Below are 19,736 nucleotides of genomic sequence, written 5' to 3'. Positions count from 1 at the left end.
TTACCGGGCGAGGAGAGGAGCAGGCGATGACACGCGCACCGAGCTCTACCACCGCCAGGGAGACCGACGAGCGGGTCGCCGATCGGAGCGCCTACGAGGCGGTCATCCAGCGCCTGTCGAAGGCGTCGGTCGACAAGCACTGGGAGCCGTACAAGGACATCCCCTGGGAGGATCCGGAGTTCCTCGTCGACCAGACCGATCCTCGCTGGGAACTGCCCGGGGTGGACAAGCTCGGCGCCCATCCGTGGTACCGCGGCCGCTCCCCCGAGACGCGGGCCAGGATCGGGCTGTGGCGGCTGGCCACGGCGATGAAGATCGGGCTGCAGTTCGAGAACCTGCTCAAGCGCGGCCTGCTCAACTACGCCTACCGGCTGCCGAACGGGTCACCCGAATTCCGCTACGTCTACCACGAGACCATCGAAGAGGGACATCACGGAATGATGTTCCAGGAGTTCGTCAACCGGACGGAGCTCCCGGTGCGCGGCATGCCGGGGCCGCTCAGCCTGCTCGCCCAGGTCGCCCCCTGGATCCCGCTGATCTCGACCGAGCTGTTCTTCGTGTTCGTGCTCGGCGGCGAGGACCCGATCGACCACGTCCAGCGCAAGCTCCTCAAGGACGACCGGGTCCACCACCCGCTCGAAGAGACGATCATGCGCATCCACATCGCGGAGGAGGCCAGGCACATCTCCTTCGCCCGGCACTACCTGCGCAACCGGGTGCCGAGGATGCCGCGCTACCGGCGCCTCATGCTGGGTGTCGCCTCGCCGATCATCCTGGGGATCATGGCCAGGATCATGCTGGCGCCACCGGGGCCGATGATCAGGCGGTTCGCCATCCCGCGTGAGGTGGTGACCGAGGTGTACCTGCGCAATCCGGCGGCCAAGCGGGAGATCCGCGACTCGGTGGGCAAGACCCGTGAGCTGTGCACCGAGATCGGCCTGGTGAACGCTCTCACCAGACCGATCTGGCAGGTCATGGGCATCTGGGCCTGAAGGTTTTTAGGAGCGGCGGGCGACCAGCACTTCGGTGATCGCCCGCTCTTCCCACACACCCGACGGGTTGGCGGCCAGGAGCACCCGCCGGACCGCGTCGGTGAACTCCGCCACCCTGTCGCCGAGCCTGTCGGGAGTGGTGTACGAGTACGACAGCTGCAGCCCGATCACGGCGTCGAGGTCCCAGGTCAGCCGCTGTTCGAACAGGCTCTGCTCCAGCCGGTGGAACGGCGAGTCCGCGAGCACGTCGTCATGATGCTCCCCGCTGGCCTGGAAGGAGTTGCCCGCCAGGAACTCGTTCATCGCGAACTCGGCGCGTACCTCCCGCACGACCGGCTCCCACGCGTGCTCGCTGTGGTCGCGAGAGGGTCCGATCAGGGCCACCGCCCCGTCCGGCGGCAGCAGCAGGTCCAGCTCGGCCAGTACGGCCCTGCGGTCCATCCAGTGGAACGACCTGCCCATGACGACGTCGTCGAAGGGCGGCAAGGCGGCCAGTGTCGTGGAGTCGCCGGACAGCCAGCGGATGTTCGGCGTACCGGCGGCGACGCGTCTGCCCTCGGCCAGCATGGCCGCGTCCGGGTCCACGGCGATCACCTCGCGCACGGCCCCCGCCAGCGGGATCGCCACCGTGCCGGGGCCGCAGCCGAGGTCGAGCACCCGGCTGCCGGGGCCGAACGCGCGGGCCAGGCAGCCGATCGCCTCCTCCCCGTGTCCGGGCCGGTACTTGGCGTAGAAGGGGGCGGCGCCGCCGAACAGGTTCGTCATGGTGAGACGATATTCGGGTTTCTGTTGGCGTCCACTCTCGTTTGAGGGTGCTGAGTTCGACGGTGAAGAGGAGGTCGCGTTGAGGGGCACGGTTCACCGGCTCACCCGGCGACGAGACTTGACGAGTTCGGTGCGGCGGCTGGTCGTGATCCTGCTGCTCGCCTGCGCCGGGGTGGGCGTCGCTCTTCCGGCGCGAGCGCACAACGTGCTGGTCGGCAGCGACCCCAAGGACGGGGCGACGTTGAGCGCCGCCCCCGGGCGGATCACGCTTGTGTTCGACCAGGCGGTACGCCAGGGATACGCGCAGGTGGGCGTGACCGGGGCCGACGGGACGGCGTGGGCCGACGGATCGGCCGAGGTCGCCGCCGAGAAGGTGTCGATCAAGGTCAAGCCGCTGCGGACGGCCGGGGCCTATGTGGTGGGCTATCGGATCCTGTCGGCCGACGGGCATCCGGTCACCGGCAAGATCAGCTTCACCCTCGCGGCGGGCGCCACGGCCGTACAGGAAGGCGCCGGGACGCAGGACGCGGTCACGGGCGGCACCAGGGACACCGGGGCCGAGGCCGCCGAGGCGGCGGCGAACGGCGGGGCGGGGATGGCCGTGGTCTGGATCGTGGGGGCGCTGCTGGTGCTGGCCGCCGGCACGGCCGTGTCCCTGCGCCGCGCCCGCACCCCGGCCCCAGCCGGCAGCCTGACATCCGAGGGTGAGGCGCGTGACGGCGAGGCGCGTGACGGCGAGAGGGCGGGCGCGTGACGATCACCGCGCCCGCTAGGCAGCGGATCGGCGGGCGGTGGGTGGTCGGGGCGTTCGCGGTGTGCGCGATCGTCGCCGCCGTGGTGGCCAGCACGTTCACCGCACAGGAGGCGGTGCCGGGCATTCCGATGCCGGGGCCGGTGGTGGCGTACGGGCTGCCGATCGTCCGGGTGCTGCTCGATCTGGCGGCCGTGGCCGTGGTGGGGCTGAGCCTGGTGCCCAAGCTGCTCGGCTTCGACGCGCCGGAGCTGACCGAGCCGGTCCTGCGCAGGACGCGGCCGCTCACCGTCACCGCCGCGTGGGCGTGGGCGGTCTGCGCGCTGCTGACGATCGTGTTCCAGACGGCCGAGCTGAACCCAGGCGGCCTGCCCACGGTCGGCATGATCGCCGCCTACGTCGACGGCGTCGGCACCGGGCAGGGCCTGCTGTTCAGCGCCGCGTGCGCGCTGGTGGCCGCGGGCATCGGGCTGATGGCCGTGCGGTTCGGCGAGAAGGTGCCCGCCGAGCTGCGGATCATCGTGGCGCTGTTCGGCCTGCTGCCGATTCCGGTGACCGGTCACGCGGTCAACTCCGTCTGGCACGACCCCATCATGATCGCGATGGAGACGCACGTGATGGGCGCGGCGGCGTGGGCGGGCGGGCTGGTGGCGACGGCGGTGTTCGTCGCGCCGCGTCCGTCGCTGCTGGCCGCCGCCCTGCCGCGTTTCTCCAGGATGGCGACCGTCTGTCTGCTGCTGGTCGGCCTGTCCGGGCTGATCACCGGGCTCGGCACGATGGCGCTGACGCCCGGCGTGGAGCTGCCGGGCGCCATCGTGACCAGTCACTACGGGGTGCTCGTGGTGGTGAAGCTGACGCTCACCGCACTGCTGGTGCCGCTGGCCGGGCACATCAGGTTCCGGCTGCTGCCGCTGATCCGCCGCGCCGAGCCCACGGCCGTGGTCGGCTGGGTGGCCGCCGAGGTCGCCCTGATGGGGATGGCCTACGGCGTGGCGGTCGCGATCACCCGGGCCTCGATCGGCTGACGCCGCGTCGCGAGCCACTCGCAGACCAGCCAGGCGATCATCAACCCCGCCCCGGCCCAGACGGCCGACGACGGGACCAGGGGCGGCGCGCCGAGCAGGCCCTTCTGCCCCATCAGCGCGCCGTACACCGCTCCCATGATCGAGCTCTGTGCGGTCAGCGCGCCGTAGACGACGGCCGTCGCGACGATCGCCCCGAGCACCGCGCGCACCGGCGCCAGACCCCGCATGGGCAGCCGTACGGCGAACGCGAGATCCACGCAGATACCGGCTATCACCAGGAAGTACGGCAACGCGGACGGCGGGAAGTTGGTGAACGTCAGCAACGGCCAGGCCACCGTCCTGAACGCCAGGTAGGAGGCGGCCACCAGCGTCGCCGCCCCGAACCTGCCGATCATCATCCGGGCCACGACCAGCACGGTCACGCCGACGACCACCGCGTACACCGGATAGAGGAAGTCCGGCACGGGCAGGGTGAAATTGGTCATCATCACCCGGTCGACCGAACGGCCCATCTGGTCGGCGGCGAAGCGCTGCAGGATGGGCTCGGCGTATTTGACGCCGTTGTCCCAGGCGCCGAGCGACAGGATGCCGTACTCCTGGTGCTGCTCGGGGAAGTGCACGTTCTCCAGGAAGAACGCGAAGAACGCGCCCAGCATGACCGTGCGTTCCCTGCCGGGCGGCGCGCCCATGAACCAGCCGCGGATCACCCCGGCGATCATGAAGAACGAGCCCCCGTACAGCATGAGGTGGGACGGGCTCCACGAGGTGATGTCCAGGCCGTTGACCCGGTGGTTGATCAGGTCGAGCGGCACCGCGACGAGGAATATGCCGGTGCCCCACTGGATCAGCCGGAGCGCCGCCTTGTCCACGCCGAAGCCGGTGTAGCCGTGGATCACGGTCAGCGCGAGGGCCAGGGCCGTGCCGACGGAGTTGAGCAGGTGGGGCGGCGCCAGGTCGTCGCGCAGCCACTTGAAGTGCCAGGAGACGTCCCAGGTCGCGCCGAGCACCTTGAACGTGAACGCCACCAGCCAGCCGTAGTAGAGAACCCTGAACAGGTCGGGCGGCGTCTCGCGCCCCGCCTGCCCGCGGGTCCAGTGCGGCAGGGCCCAGTCGGCGGCGGACTTGATGATTGCGGGAGCCTTCACGGCGGAAATCTTACGATGCCTTCTTCCGGAGCAATACGCGCATCTCCCTCGTCATCCGGCTTGCCACCCCTTCTGCCGCCCTTGACTTCGAGACCTGCGCGCATAGTCAGGTGGAGGTCAATGGCTTTCCTCGGCGGCTCAGCCGGACAGGCAGGTGTTTGAGCCCGTTCTGGAAGTTGGACGTGAGGCGGACGGGCGCCCCCGCGAGCTCGACGTCCCAGGCGAGCAGTTCGGCGAAGACCGCCCGGAACTGCACACGCGCCAGGTGGGCGCCGAGGCAGAAGTGCGGGCCGAAGCCGAAGCTGACGTGGTCGTTCGGGCTGCGGGCGACGTCGAACCGGTCGGGGTCGGCGAAGACGGACGGGTCGCGGTTGGCGGAGGCGTGGTAGACGACGACCTTCTCGCCCGCGCGGATGCTCTGGCCGCCGAGCGTGAGGTCGCGGGTGGCCGTACGGCGGAAGTCCATGACCGGCGGCCAGAACCGCAGCATCTCCTCCACCGCCGAGCCGAGCAGGGCGGGGTCGGCGCGCAGCCGGGCCAGCTGGGCGGGGTGTTCGAGGAGGGTGAGCAGGCCGCCGGGGATGCCGTTGCGCAGCGTCTCGTTGCCGGCGACGGCGAACAGGAAGAACATGTTCTCGAACTCCGCCTCGGTCAGGCCGCCGTCCCTCATGGCCGACATGACCGACTCGCCGTGGGTGGTCTTGGCCAGCGCGTGCGCGTACGCGAACATGTCCGCCAATGCCGCGCGGGAGCGGGGGTTCACCCCCGGCCCGAGCCGCGGGCGGGAGGCGGTGGCGAGGCGGCCGATCGGGCTGAGCGACTCGGCGTCGGCCGTGGACAGCCCCGCGTAGTCGGCGTCCTGGTAGCCGATCACCCGGGACGCCCAGTCGTACAGCAGCCGCCTGTCCTCGTCCGGCACGCCCATGACGTGCGCGAGCGTCCAGACGGGCAGGTCGGCGGCGACCTCCACGAAGTCGCACACACCCGCGGCGAACAGCGACGCGGCCCGCTCGGCGATCGTCCGCTCCAGCGCCCGCACCGCGCGCGGCGTGAACGCGGCCGCCACGATCCCGCGCAGCCGGGAGTGGTCCGGCGGGTCCGTGTTCAGCATCATCGCCTGTACGAAGGCCAGGTCGGCGGGGGTGTCGGGGTCACGGATCTGCGTGGCGCCCAGGTGCGAGGAGAAGTCGTCCGCGGCGCGCAGCACGTGCTTGACGTCGGCGTGCCGGAACACGCCCCAGTATCCGGGCCCCTCGCGCCACGGGCCGACCGCCGGTTCCGGAATCCGGCAGACGGGGGCTTCCCGCCGCAACCGGTCGTAGAGGTCGTACGGGACGGCTTGCGCGTACGTGGACGGCAGAAAGACCTCACCCACGGGCGGCTTTTCCACTGGCGGTGTCCGTGGCACGAAGTTATCCACAGGCTCTCGCCGCGTCTCCTCGCTCATGCCTGCCAGCCTGCATGATGGGCGGGTGACTCCAGAAGACGGTGAGGCCATTCTGCGCGACTACTTCGCGCCCTGGATCCAGCAGCTCGGGCTGCGCGTGCGGGAGCTGGGTGAGCGCCACGCGGTGGTGTGCCTGCCCTGGTCCGACGCGCTGGCCAGAGAGGGCGGCGGCCTGTGCGGCCAGGCCATGATGGCCGCCGCCGACACGGCCACGGTCATCGCGATCTCCTCGGCCAGGGGCGGGTTCGTGCCGATGACCACGGTGCAGCAGTCGACGACGTTCCAGCGGCCGGTGACGGGCAAGGACGTGCTCATCGACGTACGCATCTCGAAACTCGGCCGGACACTGGCCTTCTCCGACGTGACGCTGACGGCCGACGGGGCGGCCGAGCCGGCCGCGCGGGCGTCCACGGTCTACGCGATCTTGGGCTGATCCCCTGTCTCAGGGGTTTCTCAGGTGCGGAAAGTAGGCTCAACCACATCAACTACCACTGGTTGAAGCTGGTGGTTTGCTCTCACGGTCCCGTCTGGGTGAAAGGAGGCCGGTAGCGTGCGGCTGGTTGATAACAGCCCAGCCCGCAACGCCGCGTGCGGCGATGTTGCGGGCCGCGATGTAGTCGGCGTGCCCAGCGAGGCCACACCTTGTGCAGACGAACCGGCCCCGCGCCGGCCGATTCGCCCTGGCCACGCACCCGCAGTCCGGACACGCCTGCGAGGTGTAGGCGGGGTCGACCAACAGGAAGGCGACTCCGGCCCGGGCGGCCTTGTAGCGGGTGAAGGTGATCTGCTGGGCGAAGGCCCAGTTGTGCAGGGTGCGCCGCTGGAACCGACGGCGTTGCCGATGCCGCCGCTGCCGCAGGGTGCGCACGTGGCCGTTACCGCCGACCGGCCCCGGCAAGGCGGGGCCGGGCAACACCACGCCGTCGCCGGTGACCGCCAGGTTAGCCACCCCTTGATCCACCCCCACGAAGCCGCCGACCGGCTCACGCACCGTCGGCTTGGGCAGGGTGAGAGCGACCTGCAGCAGCCACACCCCGCGCCGGCAGATCAGATCAGCCTCCCCCACCGGCAGCGCATCGATCGCTTTGAGGTCTTCCGGCCGGCCGGTGTAGGCGACGGTGACACGGCCGGTGGGTGTCCACAACGACACCATCCGGGCGTCACGGTTGAAACTCATCAACCGGGCGTCGTAAGGGACAGCGCCGTGCGGGCGGAAGATGTGAGCGCGTTTCTTGCTGGCGCGCCGGTTGGCATACGCGGCGGCGACCCGGGCGATCGCCCGCACGGCCGCCTGCGCGCCCAGCCCAGCCACCTGCGCCCGCACCGGATAGTAGGCCAGCCGATGCAACTCCACCACAGCGAAGACCCGGTGCTGCCAGGCCAGGCGGGAGACGACGGTGGCCGCCTGATTGCACAGCAGCACCGCCGCGGCCAGCGCGTCGGCTTGGGCCGGGGCGGGCGTGAGCCGCAGTTGCACGACCGTGGGCAGGCCGTGGCGTTTGGCGGCGGAGCGGCGGAGCGCCATCACGCACCTCCTGTCACTCCGGCCTCACCCACCGCACATATTACCGAAAGTGACCGAGCCTTTCCATACTGTTTTCGAGAGGAGGGGTGGCGCTTCCTTTCGGTCCTGAAGGACCGGGTCTCCGCGCCACCATTCAGATGAAACGTGTAGCCGCGCTGGTCACGGTGCTCGCCCTCGTGGGGGTGGTGACGTGGCTGGTGTGGCCGTCCGCCTCCGAGGCGAAGGGCCTCGACCAGCGCATCTCCGTCGTCGACGGGCCGGCGGGCGACCAGCGGGTCGAGCTCGACGCGACGTTCTTTCCCGCCGCGGGTGGCGGGAAGGCTCCGGTCGTGCTGCTCGCGCACGGGTTCGGCGGCAGCAAGCAGAGCGTGCGTCAGCAGGCTCAGCGACTGGCGCAGGACGGCTACGCGGTGCTGAGCTGGTCGGCTCGCGGCTTCGGCCGTTCGACCGGCGAGATCGCGCTCAACTCCGCCGACTACGAGGTCAAGGACGTCAAGCAGCTCATCGACTGGCTGGCCGAACGGCCCGAGGTCCGGCTCGACGCACCCGGCGACCCGCGGGTGGGCATCGCGGGCGGCTCCTACGGCGGGGCCATTGCGCTGATGACGGCCGCCTACGACAGCCGCGTGGACGCGATCGTGCCGCAGATCACCTGGGCCGACCTGGCCGACGCGCTGTTCCCCGACGGTGGCGGGCAGGGCCCGGCCAACGGCGTGTTCAAGCGCATGTGGGCGGGCTACTTCTTCGGCCGCGGCGCCCCGGTCCAGGCCGGTGGTGCGGCTCAGGGGCTCGGCGCGGCTCAGGGACTCGGCGCGCTCAATCAGCGGAGCGTGCCGCTGACGGCCGAGCAGGCCAGGTGCGGCAGGTTCCTGCCCGCGGTCTGCGAGATGTACCAGCAGGTCGCCAAGACCGGGCGGGCCACCCCGGAAGCGATCGAACTGCTGCGCAAGTCCAGCCCGGTGACGGTGGCCGGCCGCATCAAGGCGCCGACGCTGCTCATCCAGGGGCAGCGCGACTCGCTGTTCCCGCTCGGCCAGGCCGACGCCAACGCCAAGGCGATCGCCGCCGCGGGCACGCCGGTGAGCCTGGCCTGGTTCGACGGCGGCCACGACGGCGGCAACGGCGAGGCCGACTGGCTCTACGACCAGACGGCCGGCTGGTTCGGCCACTACCTCAAGGGTGACGGCACGCCGGTGCCGGAGCGGTTCACCGTGACCCGCGACGGCGGCCGCGACCCCGGCACCCGCCAGCGCATCAGGCTCCACCCCGAGTCCACCGCCTACCCCGGCCTCACCGGCACCGCCACCACCGCGATCACGCTCAAGGGCCCCGAGCAGAACATCGCCAACCCGCCCGGCGGCTCACCCGCCTCCATCTCCACGGTGCCCGGCGTCGGCGGCCTGCTCGGCGGGGGCGGCGGCGCGACCAACCTCAGCGTCGGGCTCGACATGCCCGGCCAGGTGGCCGTCTTCGAGTCGGCGCCGCTCACCGCCCCGCTCCAGCTCACCGGCAGCCCCTCGGTCAAGCTGAAGGTCTACGGCAAGGGCCAGGTGACGCTGTTCGCCAAGGTCTATGACGTGGCCGACACCGTACAGCCGCCCAACCTGCCCGCCGGGCTGGTCTCGCCCTTGCGCGTGACGGTTCCGGAGGGCGCCGACAGCGTGGAGACCACGGTCACGCTGCCCGCCGTCGACTACCGCTTCGCGGTGGGACACCGGCTGCGGCTGGCGGTGACGACGACCGACATGGGTTACGCCACCCCCGCCGAGCCGGCCTCCTACCGGGTCGGCCTGGCCGCACCCGCCCTCGCCGTACCGACGGTGTCGGCGCTGGCCGCACCCACGACCGGGGTGGCGTGGTGGGTGTGGGCGATGCCGCTCGCCGCCATCGCACTGGCCGCCCTCATCCTGGCCACCGGCCGAACCCCATCCCGCCGCCGGATCCTCGCTGTCCGCGACCGCCGCCGGACCGCCACCGTCCAGCAGGACGGCAGCCCGTCCGACGTGCACGGGGAGGACGACGGCCATGCCATCACCGTCCGGGGCAACGGTCGATCCGGTGTCTTCGTGAAGGACGCCGATCCGTCCGGCGCGGGACGTGTACCCGGTGGAGCGGAACCCGTGCCCGATGGAACGGGACTCGTGCCCGGCGAAGAGGTGCCGTTGGAGATCAGAGGGCTCACCAAGGCGTACCGCAACGGTGAGCTGGCCGTGGACGACCTGTCGTTCCGGGTCGAGCGCGGTCAGGTGCTGGGCCTGCTCGGCCCCAACGGCGCCGGCAAGACGACGACGATGCGCATGATGATGGGCCTCATCCAGCCCGACGCCGGTGAGGTCCGCATCTTCGGCGACCGGGTGACGCCCGGCGCGCCCGTGCTGTCCAGGCTCGGGTCGTTCGTCGAGGGGCCCGGGTTCCTGCCGCATCTGTCCGGCCGCGACAACATCGAGCTCTACTGGGCCGCCACCGGCCGCCCGACCGCCGACGCCCGGTTCGACGAGGCACTGGAGATCGCGGATCTGGGCAAGGCGCTGGAGCGGGCCGTACGCACCTATTCGCAGGGCATGCGGCAGCGGCTGGCGATCGCCCAGGCCATGCTCGGGCTGCCCGACCTGCTCGTCCTCGACGAACCCACCAACGGCCTCGACCCACCCCAGATCAGGGAGATGCGCGAGGTACTCAAACGCTATGCCCGCGACGGCCGTACGGTGATCGTCTCCAGCCACCTCCTGGCGGAGGTCGAGCAGACGTGCAGCCATGTGGTGGTCATGCACAGAGGCCGCCTGGTGTCGGCGGGCCCGGTGTCGGTACTGCTCAGTGCCGCCACCTCCACCAACGGACATGGGCCGCGCCTCGAAGACGTGTTCCTCGACCTCATCGGAGAGAAGTCGTGACCCACAGCTCCGCGAACGGGACCGCGACCGGCTCCGCCAACGGGACCGCAACGGGACCAGGCACTGAGATGGGGACCGGACCAGGGACCGGCACCGGGACCGGGACCGGGACCGGGACCGCGACCTTGACCGGGCCAGGGACCGTAAGCGGGTCCACGGCCCGCTCGGCGACCGGCTACGCGGCCCGCCGGACGTTGCCGTTGCGGGTCGAGGTCGTCAGGCAGTTCAAGCGGCGGCGCACGCTCGTCATGTTCGGGCTGCTGCTCGCGCTGCCGTGGATCCTGGTGATCGCCTTCCAGTTCGGCCCGCAGTCCAGCGGGCAGCAGCAGTCGGCGCTGCGCATCTCCGACCTGGCGACGGCCAGCGGTCTCAACTTCGCGGCGTTCGCCCTGTCGGTGTCGGCCAACTTCCTGCTGGTCGTGGCCGTCGCTCTGTTCTGTGGCGACACCGTGGCGAGCGAGGCGAGCTGGTCGTCGCTGCGCTACCTCCTGGCCGCGCCGGTGCCGCGTGACCGGCTGCTGCGGCAGAAGATCATCGTGGCGCTCGGCTACTCGGCGGCGGCGGTGATCTGCCTGCCTCTGATGGCGCTGCTCGCCGGCACGCTGGCGTTCGGCTGGCATGACATCCAGGTGCCCGGCACGGGTGAGACGATCCCGGCGCTCGACGTGCTGCCGCGCTTCGGCATCGTGATCGGTTACGCCCTGGTGAGCCAGCTGGTGGTGGCGGCGCTGGCGTTCCTCATCTCCACGATGACCGACTCACCACTCGGCGCGGTCGGCGGGGCGGTGGGCCTGTGGATCATCAGCACCATCCTGCAGGCCGTGGAGGCGCTGGGGTCGCTGCGGGAGTTTCTGCCGACCTTCTGGAACACGGCCTGGCTGGACGCCATCGCACCGGAGCTCGACTGGAGCGGCATGGTCAAGGGCGCCTCGGTGTCGGTGACGTACGCGGCCATCCTGATCGCCGTGGCCTTCCGCCGCTTCCGCCGCAAGGACGTGGTCAGCTAAGACGCCTGCCACTGCGGGCAGGTTCCGCCACCGCCACCTCTACCGCCACCGGAGTCATCCGCCTTCGGTGGCACAGGGCCCTTCGGTGGCGAACGCCCCGATCGCGCAAGCCCCTTCCGCAGGGACTCTTTTGGTGGCGTAAGCCATTCGGGAACGGGCGCCTGCGTCGGCCGGTTTCTGGCTGGTGACGGACTTCTGGCGTATGAGGAAGGCGGCCTGCTGCGGAACCGTCTCCGTGTCCGGCCTGCCCGCTTAACGTCACCTAATGGCGCCCAATAACGCCCAACGGACGATCACCCCCAGTGAGGTGGCTTGTCGTCCAGGTAGAAGGAGTCCGGGTCGGTGTCCTGGGAGTCGCGCCAGTCGCCCCAGCCGAGGTCCGTATCGTCGTCCGTCTGCTCCGGGAGGAATTCACTCACGGTATACATGCTACCCAGAGGGACAAACCCATTCCCGGCCCGCGCGGCTTATCCCGTACGGCGAAGGGCCCCGAGGGTACGATGCCAAAGCAGGTGTCGCCTATCCCCCGTGAGGTCGCCCATGGCCACCCCGACCGGCTGGCGGCGAGAAGGCAATCTGCCGTCGGAGCTGACCAGCTTCGTGGGGCGGACCCGCTTGCTCGCCAACCTCAAGCGACATCTCGCCGAGTCGCGGCTGGTGACGGTCACGGGCATCGGCGGTGTGGGCAAGTCCCGCACGGTGCTCCGGCTGGCGCACCAGATCCGCTCCCAGTACGAGGATGGCGTCTGGTTCGCCGATCTGGCCCGGTTGCAGGACGCCGGGATGGTCAAGCACACCATCGCGTCGGCGCTGGGCATCGCCGACCAGTCGTCGCGGACCGAGTCCGAGTCGCTGTCGGAGTGGGTCGGCGATCGGGACATGCTGCTCATCATCGACACCTGCGAGCATCTCGTACAGGGCTGCGCCGAGCTGGTCGAGGAGCTGCTGGAGCGCGCTCCCAACCTGAAGGTGCTGGCCACCAGCCGTCAGTCGCTGCACCTGCCCTACGAGCACGTGATCCCCGTCCCGCCGCTGCAGGTGCCGGGCGACGATCCGACCGAGAGCCTGTTCACCAACGAGTCGGTGCAGCTGTTCGGGGCTCGGGCCGGCGCGGTGATGCCCGACTTCGTGCTCGACGAGCAGAGCATCGGGGCGGTGGCCGAGCTGTGCCGCCGGCTCGACGGCATTCCACTGGCGATCGAGCTGGCCGCCGTACGCCTGCGGGCGCTGTCGGTCGACCAGATCCTGGGGTTGCTGGCCGATCGGTTCAGCCTCCTGGCGGGCGCCAGTCGTACGGCACTACCGCGCCATCAGACGTTGCGCGCGGCGATCGGATGGAGCCACGAGTTGTGCGAACCGGCGGAGAGACTGCTGTGGGCGCGGCTGTCGGTGTTCGCGGGCGACTTCGAGCTCGACGCGGCCAGGTTCGTGTGCGCCGATGACCGGCTGCCGTCCGAGGACATCACCGACCTGGTCACCGGGCTGGTGGAGAAGTCGATCCTGCTGATCAGGAGCAATCACGCCGGTGTCCGCTACAAGCTCATCGACACGCTGGCCGAGTACGGCGAGGAGTGGCTGGACAAGCTCGGGCAGACCGAGCAGATGCGGCACAGGCATCTGGAGTACTACCTGAGCCTGGCGCAGCGCAGCGAGGACGCCTGGTCAGGGCCGAGGCAGATCTACTGGTTCGTCCGCATGCGCCAGGAGCACGACAACGTGCGGGTGGCTCTCGAGCACGCGCTGCGGTCGCCCGGTGAGTCCGTCCTGGCGCTGACCCTGCTGTCGTCGCTGTGGTTCATGTGGGTCTGCTGCGGGTTCGTCCGCGAAGGCCGGCTCTATCTGGAACGTGCGCTGCAGGCCAACCCGGGAGTGAGCAAGGAGCGCTGCAAGGCTCTCTGGGTGCTCTCCTACGTACGCAGCGGCCAGGGCGACAGCGCGGGTGCGCTGGCGGCGGCCGAGCAGTGCAGCACCGAGGCGGTCCGGGTCGGCGACTCCAAGGCGGTCATCCTCGCCTCCAAGATGCAGGGGACGGCGGCCCTGCTGCAGGGCGACCTGCAGAAGGCCAGCGCGCTGCTGGGTGTGGCGATCGAGTTCAACACCGACAACAAGGAGCTCAACCCGGGCCTGCTGCCGGCCATCGTCGAGCTGTCGCTGGTGCTGTCCGCGCAAGGCGAGCTCTACGAGGCCGAGTCCCTGCTGCAGGACTGCCTGCAGGTGTGCAGGGAACGCGGCGAGCTGTGGCTGAGCTCCTACGCGCAGTGGTCGCTGTCCATCACCCGGCTGGCGACGGGCCGGGCCGAGGACGCGCTGCAGAGTGCGCGCGAGGGACTGCGGATCAAGCGCCACTTCCACGACACGCTCGGCACGCTGCTGGTGCTGGAGACCACGGCCCGCATCTTCGCCGTCATGGACCAGGCGCCGCTCGCCGCGCGGCTGCTCGGCGCGCTCCATCAGAACTGGAAGACGGCCGGCCTGCCCATGCTCGGCGCGCCGTTCCTCACCAGCGACCACGAGCAGTGCGTCAAGGAGTGCCAGAAGGTGATGGGCGAAGACTCCTACAAGAACGCCTTCGAGGAGGGCACGCGGCTCGATCTCGATGAGGCGTCCGCGCTCGCGCTCGGCGAGCTGGACGCCCCAGGAGATGTCGGCTAGACGGCCTGCGGCCAGCACGTGCCGGTCGGCCAGGCGTGGACGTAGCGGGCGCTGCCGAGCGAGAACGCGATGTGCCCGCGCACCCAGTGTTCGAGGCCGCGCACATACTTGTGCACCGGTAACGAGGCCCAGTGGTCGAGCGCCGCGCGCCGGTCGAGGAAGGCGGCGATGGCTTCGTTGTGCATGTTCGCCACTTCTTGCAGCGCCTCTTGCAGCGTGAGGGTCTTGTGCGTGGCCAGCACCGTGACGAGGTTGTGCCGGGCCTTGTCGTTGCCGCGCTCCTTGGCGTACGACAGCAGGTCATTGTCCCAGCCGATGAGGTCGCAGGCGAGATCGGAGAGTGCGCGCACGTCCGGATGGTGCCATTCCTCCGCTTCGAGCCGGTAGCCGCCGCACGCGTCGATGAGCGCGAGACAGGTGTACGTGGCCCCGGTGATGCGGCGCATGAGCACGTAGTCCTCGGGCGTGGGGATCAGGTCGACCTCGCGGTTGGCGGCCTCCCAGATCTGGGCGAAGAGGTACTCCTTTACCGTGATGCGCCACCTGTCCACTTGCGCGGGGGTGGCGGTGTCCGAGATTCGGTGGAGCAGCTCGCACAGGGCGAGCCCGAAGGGGTCGGTGACGTCCGGGTCCTTGCGGCCGTCGAGGATCTCGAGGAGCGGCGGAAGGGCGCGGGCCAGCGCAGAGGCCCGGTGTCCCATCAGCTCGCCCTCGCAGAACGCGTCGTCGAACGCGAAGAGCCAGTTGTACCAATCGTTGATCAGCCTGAGACTGTCTCGCGGCACGGTGGGGTTGGTACGCGCGGCGAGGAGGCCGATCTTTGAGCGCCGGAAGTGCTCGATCGTGTCGGCTCCGGTGAGCATGTGCGAGGCGGCCAGCCATGCGTGGCTTTCCGAGTCGATCTCTGTGGCGTGCACGTTGATCTCGTTCGGGAACGGGCATGGCAATGGAGGGATGCGAAGCGGTCGCCTACTGAAGGAGTGCGCAGAAGTAACCACCCTCCCAGCATGACGATGGACTGTTCGAAAGGCCACACTCGATAACTTCCCGGACATTTCGCCATATTTCGCACTATTTACCGATTTGCCGGAACCATTCAAGGAACTGGTCGTTCGCGAACATCCGCGCCGTATCCACCGCTGAAGGGGTTCCGGCCGCCGGATCCGCACCCGCGTCGAGCAACGCTCTGACCACGGCAGACTCCTTCTTGAACACGGCACCCGCCAGAGGTGTCTGGCCACGGTCGTTCGCTCGTCCCGGATCAGCACCCAGCTCGGCGAGCATCCGGACGGTCGCGGCGTGACCGTGATAAGCCGCCAGCATCAGCAAAGTGTCACCTTTGCTATTGGTGAGATTTGCCGGAACCCCGGCGTCCACGTAGGCGCGCAACGTCTCCGTGTCGCCCGCCCTGGCCAGGTCGAACATCCGCGTGGCGAACTCTTCGAGCTCCGGATCTCCGTCCATGTCCACCATTCTCCCTCGATAGGGTGCCTTGCACGGAATCGTTGCGGCTCGTCGTAGGTTCTGGAGAGAGTACCTAGGGAAAGGCTGTCCAACCGTGTTCGACCCGACGGATCTCTACAAGCTCGCAGACGATGCGCCCGAGCTGGCCGATCCCGTGCTCTTGTACCACTTCGACGGCTTCGTCGACGCGGGTGGTGCCGGGCGCCTCGCGCTGGGCCACCTGCTGGCTGAGCTGGAGCACCGGACCGTGGCGACGTTCGACGTGGACCGCCTCCTCGACTATCGCTCGCGGCGGCCCATCATGACCTTCGACACCGACAGATGGGTCGAGTGCGAGAGCCCCGAGCTGGCCGTCTACGCCGCGAAGGACGCCACCGGCACCCCCTTCCTGGTGATGAGCGGACCCGAGCCCGACCGTGAGTGGGAGCTGTTCACCCGGGCGGTCGGCGCCCTCATCGACCAGCTGAAGATCAGCAAAATAGTCACGCTGCACGGCATCCCGATGGCGGTCCCGCACACCCGGCCGCTCGGCATCACCATGCACGCCAGCCGTCCCGAGCTGATCAATGCCCAGACCAGCTCCTTCGGCCGGGTACAGGTGCCGGCCAGCGTGGCCGCCCTGATCGAGTTCCGGCTCGGCGCCAAGGGGCACGACGCGCTGGGGTACGCGGTCCACGTTCCGCACTACCTGTCTCAGGCCGAATACCCGCACGCCGCGGTCGCCGCCCTGGAGGCGGTCACGCGGGGCACCGGCCTGCTCTTCCCGCTGGACGCGCTGCGCGAGGCGGCCCAGCGCACCACGACCGAGATCGAGGAGCAGATCCAGGCCTCGACCGAGCTGTCCACGGCCATCAGCGGCCTTGAGCAGCAGTACGACGCGTTCTCGGGCGGCTCCGATCGCGAGAACCTGATCGCCGAGGCCACCCCGATGCCCACCGGCGACGAACTCGCCGCCCAGTTCGAACGCTTCCTGGCCGAACGCGACGACGAGTAGGAGCGCTCGCGGGGCGCCCCCGCCCCATGGCCAGGCGGAAGACGCGAGCGGCGGCCAACCGCACGCCGGGCCGACCACGGCGACCAACCGCCGCCGCACGCCGGACCGACCACGGCGAGAGTGCCCCACCGCGCCGGGCGGTGACGGTGGGGCCTCGCGTTACGCTGGGCCGATGAGCGAGATCGAGGTCGGCCTGGTCGGGTACGGCACGGCGGGCGCGTTCTTCCACGCGCCCCTGGTCCACGCCACCCCCGGCCTGCGGCTGTCCGCCGTCGTCACCGGAAACCCGGCGCGAGCCGACGAGGTGGCCGCCCGCTACGGCGCGGTGCCCGTGCCGGAGTTGGCCGGGCTGTGGGACCGCTGTGACCTCGTGGTCGTCGCCTCGCCGAACAAGACCCACGTGTCGGTGGCCACCGAAGCCCTCACCCGCGGTAAGCCGGTCGTGGTCGACAAGCCTCTGGCCCGTACCGCCGAGGAGGCCCGCCGGCTCGTACGACTGGCGGCCGAGCGCGACCTGATGCTGACCGTCTTCCAGAACCGGCGCTGGGACGGCGACTTCCGCACCCTGAGCCGGCTCACCAAAGAGGGCCGCTTCGGCGACGTGCTGCGCCTGGAGTCCCGCTTCGAGCGCTGGCGGCCGGTGCCCAAGGGCGGCTGGCGCGAGGCCGGCGGCCCCGAGGAGATCGGCGGCCTGCTCTACGACCTGGGCAGCCACCTGGTGGACCAGGCGTTGCAGCTGCTCGGGCCGGTGCGCGACGTCTACGCGGAGAGTGACATCCGGCGCGAGGGGGTGGCGGCCGACGACGACACGTTCATCGCGCTGTCCCACGTCAATGGCGCCCGGTCGCACCTGTGGGCCGGTGCGCTGGCCGCTCAGGCCGGGCCGCGGTTCCGGGTGCTCGGGTCGCGGGGGGCGTACGTCAAGTACGGGATGGACGTGCAGGAGGAACGGCTGCGCGCCGGGATCTCGCCCGACTCGCCGGGGTTCGGCGAGGAGAGCGAGGCGATGTGGGGGCTTGTCGGGAAGGATGACGACAAAACCTCGGTCCGCACCGAGGCTGGGGCGTACCTCGACTTCTACCGCGGCGTCGAGTCCTGCCTGCGCGCGGGCACACCGCCCCCGGTGAGCCCCGACAGCGTGATCGACGCGCTGACCGTCATCGAGGCGGCCCGCCTGTCGGCGGCCGAGCGCGTGGTCGTGCAGCTGTTGCAGGAGCGCGGCTGAGAACCTCATACGGGGGTTCGTCACGTGACCGTCCCGATCCTCTGCGGCGGTCCGTAGTGGCTGAGGACCTTTGAGAGGGATACCCCTCCGGGGAACGGAAGAAGACGGCCGGAGGGCCTACTCGCGTAGCCGGGCCCTCATCGTCTCCGTGTCGGCCTCCGTCCACCCGTGTGACTCCAGCCACGCCGCCGGCCCGCCGAACCGCTCGTCCAGCACCGACAGGAACTGCTCCATGTACCGCGCCCGCGGCATGTGGTCGTCGGCGGGCCGTGAGTCGAGGTCGTCGCGGTAGGTGGAGCTGCCGCGCAGCCGCCGCAGCACCTGCTCCAGCCGCTCCCCGGTGGCCACGTAGTCGGCGATGATCCCCTCTCGGGTGACGCCCGTAACCTCCAGGGCCAAAGCCGACAGCACCCCGGTGCGGTCCTTGCCGGCCGCGCAGTGCACCACGGCCGCGCCGTCGTTCAGCGCCATCGCCCGCAGCGCGGCCACCACCGCGTCGGGCCGGTCCCGCAGGTAGCCGTAGTAGAAACCGGTCATCCGCAGGTCCTCGTCCAGCTGACGCTCCTGCCAGGGCAGCACCCGGTCGCCGTCGATGGTGTCGGCCTCGACGTCGGTGTGCCTGCCTCCCTCGGCGAACAGGGTCAGATGGTGATGCGTCACCTCGGGCATCCGGGTCAGCGGCCCGGGGCCCTCCAGCGCGACCTCGGCGTTGGAGCGGAGGTCGACGACGTGGCGCAGCTTGAGCTCGCCGACCAGCCGGGAGACGTCCTTGTCGGTGAGCCCTTGGAGATTGTCCGCCCGAAAAATCCGTCCGTAGCGGGTGACGCCGCCGTCATGGGTGGTGAGACCACCCAGGTCACGCACGTTGACGGCGCCTTCCAGATCGATCCATCGCGTCATCTCGTTCATTGATTAGACCCTATATGTCGCTTAAAAATGAGCGGATTCGAGGTTCATAACGCAGCATGAACGGTATGGATCCGCGTGCTCTGCCCCCGAGGCTGGTGATCGACCCATCCCTGCCTCCGGACATCTCCCTCCAGCTGCGATCCAGCCCGCACATCCTTCGCATGGCCAGAACCGGCCGGCGGATGGGCTCCTCCGTCAATCCCCTCCTGCTCCTCGTCCTTCCGGCGCTCCTGATGCTGATCTGGGCCGTGACCGACGCGAGCGGCGCGATCGTGGCCGCGCTCGGGATGAGCCTGATCGCGCTGCTGCGGTGGATGGCCGTGGACTCGACGAACCGGGCGGCCAAGAAACGTCTGCGGCTCGCCTCCGAGTACGCCGCCCACTACGTCTTACCCGAAGATCTCGACCATCCCTGCCAGATGCTGCTTCGCCGCGCCCAGGACGCCGTGGACGCGATCCTGAACTCCCAGGTGAACAGGGCAGGGCTGATCGACACCATCGACAATCGGGTGACATTGCCGGAAGAGGTGTGGCAGATCGCCCAGCGGCTGGCCAAGCTGTCGTCCATGCACGCCGAGCAGGGCCGGCTCATCCCGCGCGACCTGCCCACCGGTATGGAGGACGCGTTCAAGCCGTACACCACCGCGCTGGACGCGGCCTGGACGTCGCTGTCGCGGCGGGTGCGCCACCTGGAGAAGTACGCCAAGCAGGTGGTCAAGGCGGACAAGGTCTTCCACGCGCACCGGCGGCTGGAGGCGCTGGCCGCGCGGACGCCTGACTACCAGCAGCTGATCGCCGAGACCGTTCACGACGAGCAGGCCCGTACGCACATCAGGGAGCTGGCCGACCAGGCCGCGCACGTGCGCAAGCTGTTCGAGGAGAGCATCTACCAGGCCCGGCAGGCGGCCGGCGAGCTGCTCAGGGCCCCACTCCCCTGAACCAGG

Annotated in this window: 18 protein-coding genes; 10 read left to right on the top strand and 8 right to left on the bottom strand. The window is 70.0% G+C overall.

Features of this window, described 5'->3' with window-relative positions; translation table 11 throughout:
- Nucleotides 1-26: 26 nt before the first annotated feature.
- Nucleotides 27-992 carry a diiron oxygenase gene (locus AB0B61_RS28695; protein WP_358438004.1) on the top strand — a complete coding sequence of 322 codons (966 nt, stop codon included), beginning with the start codon at nucleotides 27-29 and terminating at the stop codon, nucleotides 990-992.
- A 6-nt stretch (nucleotides 993-998) separates the two neighbouring features.
- Here AB0B61_RS28695 and AB0B61_RS28690 read toward each other — a convergent pair whose 3' ends face one another.
- A complete protein-coding gene (locus AB0B61_RS28690; protein ID WP_358438001.1) occupies nucleotides 999-1,757 on the bottom strand; it encodes a class I SAM-dependent methyltransferase in 759 nt (252 codons plus the stop codon).
- A 79-nt stretch (nucleotides 1,758-1,836) separates the two neighbouring features.
- Here AB0B61_RS28690 and AB0B61_RS28685 point away from each other — a divergent pair, with 79 nt between their 5' ends.
- Nucleotides 1,837-2,511 carry a copper resistance CopC family protein gene (locus tag AB0B61_RS28685; protein WP_358437998.1) on the top strand — a complete coding sequence of 225 codons (675 nt, stop codon included), beginning with the start codon at nucleotides 1,837-1,839 and terminating at the stop codon, nucleotides 2,509-2,511.
- On the top strand, nucleotides 2,508-3,533 hold the full coding sequence (locus AB0B61_RS28680; RefSeq protein ID WP_358437995.1) for a CopD family protein: 1,026 nt from the start codon (nucleotides 2,508-2,510) through the stop codon (nucleotides 3,531-3,533). The genes AB0B61_RS28685 and AB0B61_RS28680 overlap by 4 nt, the downstream gene beginning before the upstream one ends.
- Here the strand turns inward: AB0B61_RS28680 and AB0B61_RS28675 are convergent.
- Nucleotides 3,491-4,678 (bottom strand): hypothetical protein, encoded by a 1,188-nt coding sequence (locus AB0B61_RS28675; RefSeq protein ID WP_358437992.1) that lies wholly within the window; start codon nucleotides 4,676-4,678, stop codon nucleotides 3,491-3,493. The two genes, AB0B61_RS28680 and AB0B61_RS28675, sit on opposite strands and share 43 nt — an antisense overlap.
- Before the next feature lie 106 nt (nucleotides 4,679-4,784).
- Nucleotides 4,785-6,053, bottom strand: coding sequence for a cytochrome P450 (locus AB0B61_RS28670; RefSeq protein WP_358437989.1), 1,269 nt, complete (start codon nucleotides 6,051-6,053; stop codon nucleotides 4,785-4,787).
- Nucleotides 6,054-6,150: 97 nt separating this feature from the next.
- Here AB0B61_RS28670 and AB0B61_RS28665 point away from each other — a divergent pair, with 97 nt between their 5' ends.
- Nucleotides 6,151-6,558 (top strand): PaaI family thioesterase, encoded by a 408-nt coding sequence (locus tag AB0B61_RS28665; protein ID WP_225289115.1) that lies wholly within the window; start codon nucleotides 6,151-6,153, stop codon nucleotides 6,556-6,558.
- A gap of 48 nt (nucleotides 6,559-6,606) precedes the next feature.
- On the opposite strand, the gene AB0B61_RS28660 is transcribed toward AB0B61_RS28665, so the two are convergent.
- Nucleotides 6,607-7,650: a transposase gene (locus AB0B61_RS28660; RefSeq protein ID WP_358437986.1), complete on the bottom strand. Its 1,044-nt coding sequence runs from the start codon at nucleotides 7,648-7,650 to the stop codon at nucleotides 6,607-6,609.
- Nucleotides 7,651-7,787: 137 nt separating this feature from the next.
- Between AB0B61_RS28660 and AB0B61_RS28655 the strand changes: the two genes are divergently transcribed.
- Nucleotides 7,788-10,541, top strand: a complete 2,754-nt coding sequence (locus tag AB0B61_RS28655; protein ID WP_358437983.1) for a CocE/NonD family hydrolase — start codon at nucleotides 7,788-7,790, stop codon at nucleotides 10,539-10,541.
- A 125-nt stretch (nucleotides 10,542-10,666) separates the two neighbouring features.
- Complete coding sequence (locus AB0B61_RS28650; RefSeq protein ID WP_358437981.1) at nucleotides 10,667-11,548, top strand: ABC transporter permease subunit; 882 nt, start codon at nucleotides 10,667-10,669, stop codon at nucleotides 11,546-11,548.
- 293 nt (nucleotides 11,549-11,841) lie between these two features.
- Here the strand turns inward: AB0B61_RS28650 and AB0B61_RS28645 are convergent, their stop codons facing one another.
- Nucleotides 11,842-11,967: a hypothetical protein gene (locus AB0B61_RS28645; RefSeq protein WP_358437978.1), complete on the bottom strand. Its 126-nt coding sequence runs from the start codon at nucleotides 11,965-11,967 to the stop codon at nucleotides 11,842-11,844.
- A gap of 121 nt (nucleotides 11,968-12,088) precedes the next feature.
- Here AB0B61_RS28645 and AB0B61_RS28640 point away from each other — a divergent pair, with 121 nt between their 5' ends.
- Entirely contained in the window at nucleotides 12,089-14,200 is a 2,112-nt protein-coding gene (locus AB0B61_RS28640) for an ATPase (protein ID WP_358437976.1), read from the top strand.
- Here the strand turns inward: AB0B61_RS28640 and AB0B61_RS28635 are convergent.
- Both AB0B61_RS28635 and AB0B61_RS28630 read right to left on the bottom strand, forming a co-directional pair.
- Nucleotides 14,197-15,117: a hypothetical protein gene (locus AB0B61_RS28635; RefSeq protein WP_358437974.1), complete on the bottom strand. Its 921-nt coding sequence runs from the start codon at nucleotides 15,115-15,117 to the stop codon at nucleotides 14,197-14,199. The two genes, AB0B61_RS28640 and AB0B61_RS28635, sit on opposite strands and share 4 nt — an antisense overlap.
- A gap of 154 nt (nucleotides 15,118-15,271) precedes the next feature.
- Nucleotides 15,272-15,673 carry an ankyrin repeat domain-containing protein gene (locus tag AB0B61_RS28630; protein ID WP_358437971.1) on the bottom strand — a complete coding sequence of 134 codons (402 nt, stop codon included), beginning with the start codon at nucleotides 15,671-15,673 and terminating at the stop codon, nucleotides 15,272-15,274.
- An 85-nt stretch (nucleotides 15,674-15,758) separates the two neighbouring features.
- On the opposite strand from AB0B61_RS28630, the gene AB0B61_RS28625 reads away from it, so the two are divergent.
- Together AB0B61_RS28625 and AB0B61_RS28620 are read left to right on the top strand one after the other, a co-directional pair.
- Nucleotides 15,759-16,658: a PAC2 family protein gene (locus AB0B61_RS28625; RefSeq protein ID WP_358437968.1), complete on the top strand. Its 900-nt coding sequence runs from the start codon at nucleotides 15,759-15,761 to the stop codon at nucleotides 16,656-16,658.
- Between the two features lie 172 nt (nucleotides 16,659-16,830).
- The gene (locus AB0B61_RS28620) at nucleotides 16,831-17,883 is read left to right on the top strand and encodes a Gfo/Idh/MocA family oxidoreductase (protein WP_358437966.1); all 1,053 of its coding nucleotides are present in this window, start codon (nucleotides 16,831-16,833) and stop codon (nucleotides 17,881-17,883) included.
- 117 nt (nucleotides 17,884-18,000) lie between these two features.
- Here the strand turns inward: AB0B61_RS28620 and AB0B61_RS28615 are convergent, their stop codons facing one another.
- Nucleotides 18,001-18,792 carry a tyrosine-protein phosphatase gene (locus AB0B61_RS28615; protein WP_358437963.1) on the bottom strand — a complete coding sequence of 264 codons (792 nt, stop codon included), beginning with the start codon at nucleotides 18,790-18,792 and terminating at the stop codon, nucleotides 18,001-18,003.
- A gap of 65 nt (nucleotides 18,793-18,857) precedes the next feature.
- Here AB0B61_RS28615 and AB0B61_RS28610 point away from each other — a divergent pair, with 65 nt between their 5' ends.
- Complete coding sequence (locus tag AB0B61_RS28610; RefSeq protein ID WP_358437961.1) at nucleotides 18,858-19,730, top strand: hypothetical protein; 873 nt, start codon at nucleotides 18,858-18,860, stop codon at nucleotides 19,728-19,730.
- The last annotated feature ends 6 nt before the right edge of the window (nucleotides 19,731-19,736 follow it).

The sequence above is a fragment of the Nonomuraea sp. NPDC049158 genome (assembly GCF_040648335.1).
Classification (GTDB): domain Bacteria; phylum Actinomycetota; class Actinomycetes; order Streptosporangiales; family Streptosporangiaceae; genus Nonomuraea.
This window is presented reverse-complemented; position numbering and strand designations above follow the sequence as displayed.

Coding starts and splice junctions, on each gene's coding strand:
- AB0B61_RS28695 (WP_358438004.1), top strand. CDS start 27: ATGACACGCGCACCGAGCTCTACCACCGCCAGGGAGACCGACGAGCGG.
- AB0B61_RS28690 (WP_358438001.1), bottom strand. CDS start 1,757: ATGACGAACCTGTTCGGCGGCGCCGCCCCCTTCTACGCCAAGTACCGG.
- AB0B61_RS28660 (WP_358437986.1), bottom strand. CDS start 7,650: ATGGCGCTCCGCCGCTCCGCCGCCAAACGCCACGGCCTGCCCACGGTC.
- AB0B61_RS28655 (WP_358437983.1), top strand. CDS start 7,788: ATGAAACGTGTAGCCGCGCTGGTCACGGTGCTCGCCCTCGTGGGGGTG.
- AB0B61_RS28640 (WP_358437976.1), top strand. CDS start 12,089: ATGGCCACCCCGACCGGCTGGCGGCGAGAAGGCAATCTGCCGTCGGAG.
- AB0B61_RS28630 (WP_358437971.1), bottom strand. CDS start 15,673: ATGGTGGACATGGACGGAGATCCGGAGCTCGAAGAGTTCGCCACGCGG.
- AB0B61_RS28620 (WP_358437966.1), top strand. CDS start 16,831: ATGAGCGAGATCGAGGTCGGCCTGGTCGGGTACGGCACGGCGGGCGCG.
- AB0B61_RS28615 (WP_358437963.1), bottom strand. CDS start 18,792: ATGAACGAGATGACGCGATGGATCGATCTGGAAGGCGCCGTCAACGTG.
- AB0B61_RS28610 (WP_358437961.1), top strand. CDS start 18,858: ATGGATCCGCGTGCTCTGCCCCCGAGGCTGGTGATCGACCCATCCCTG.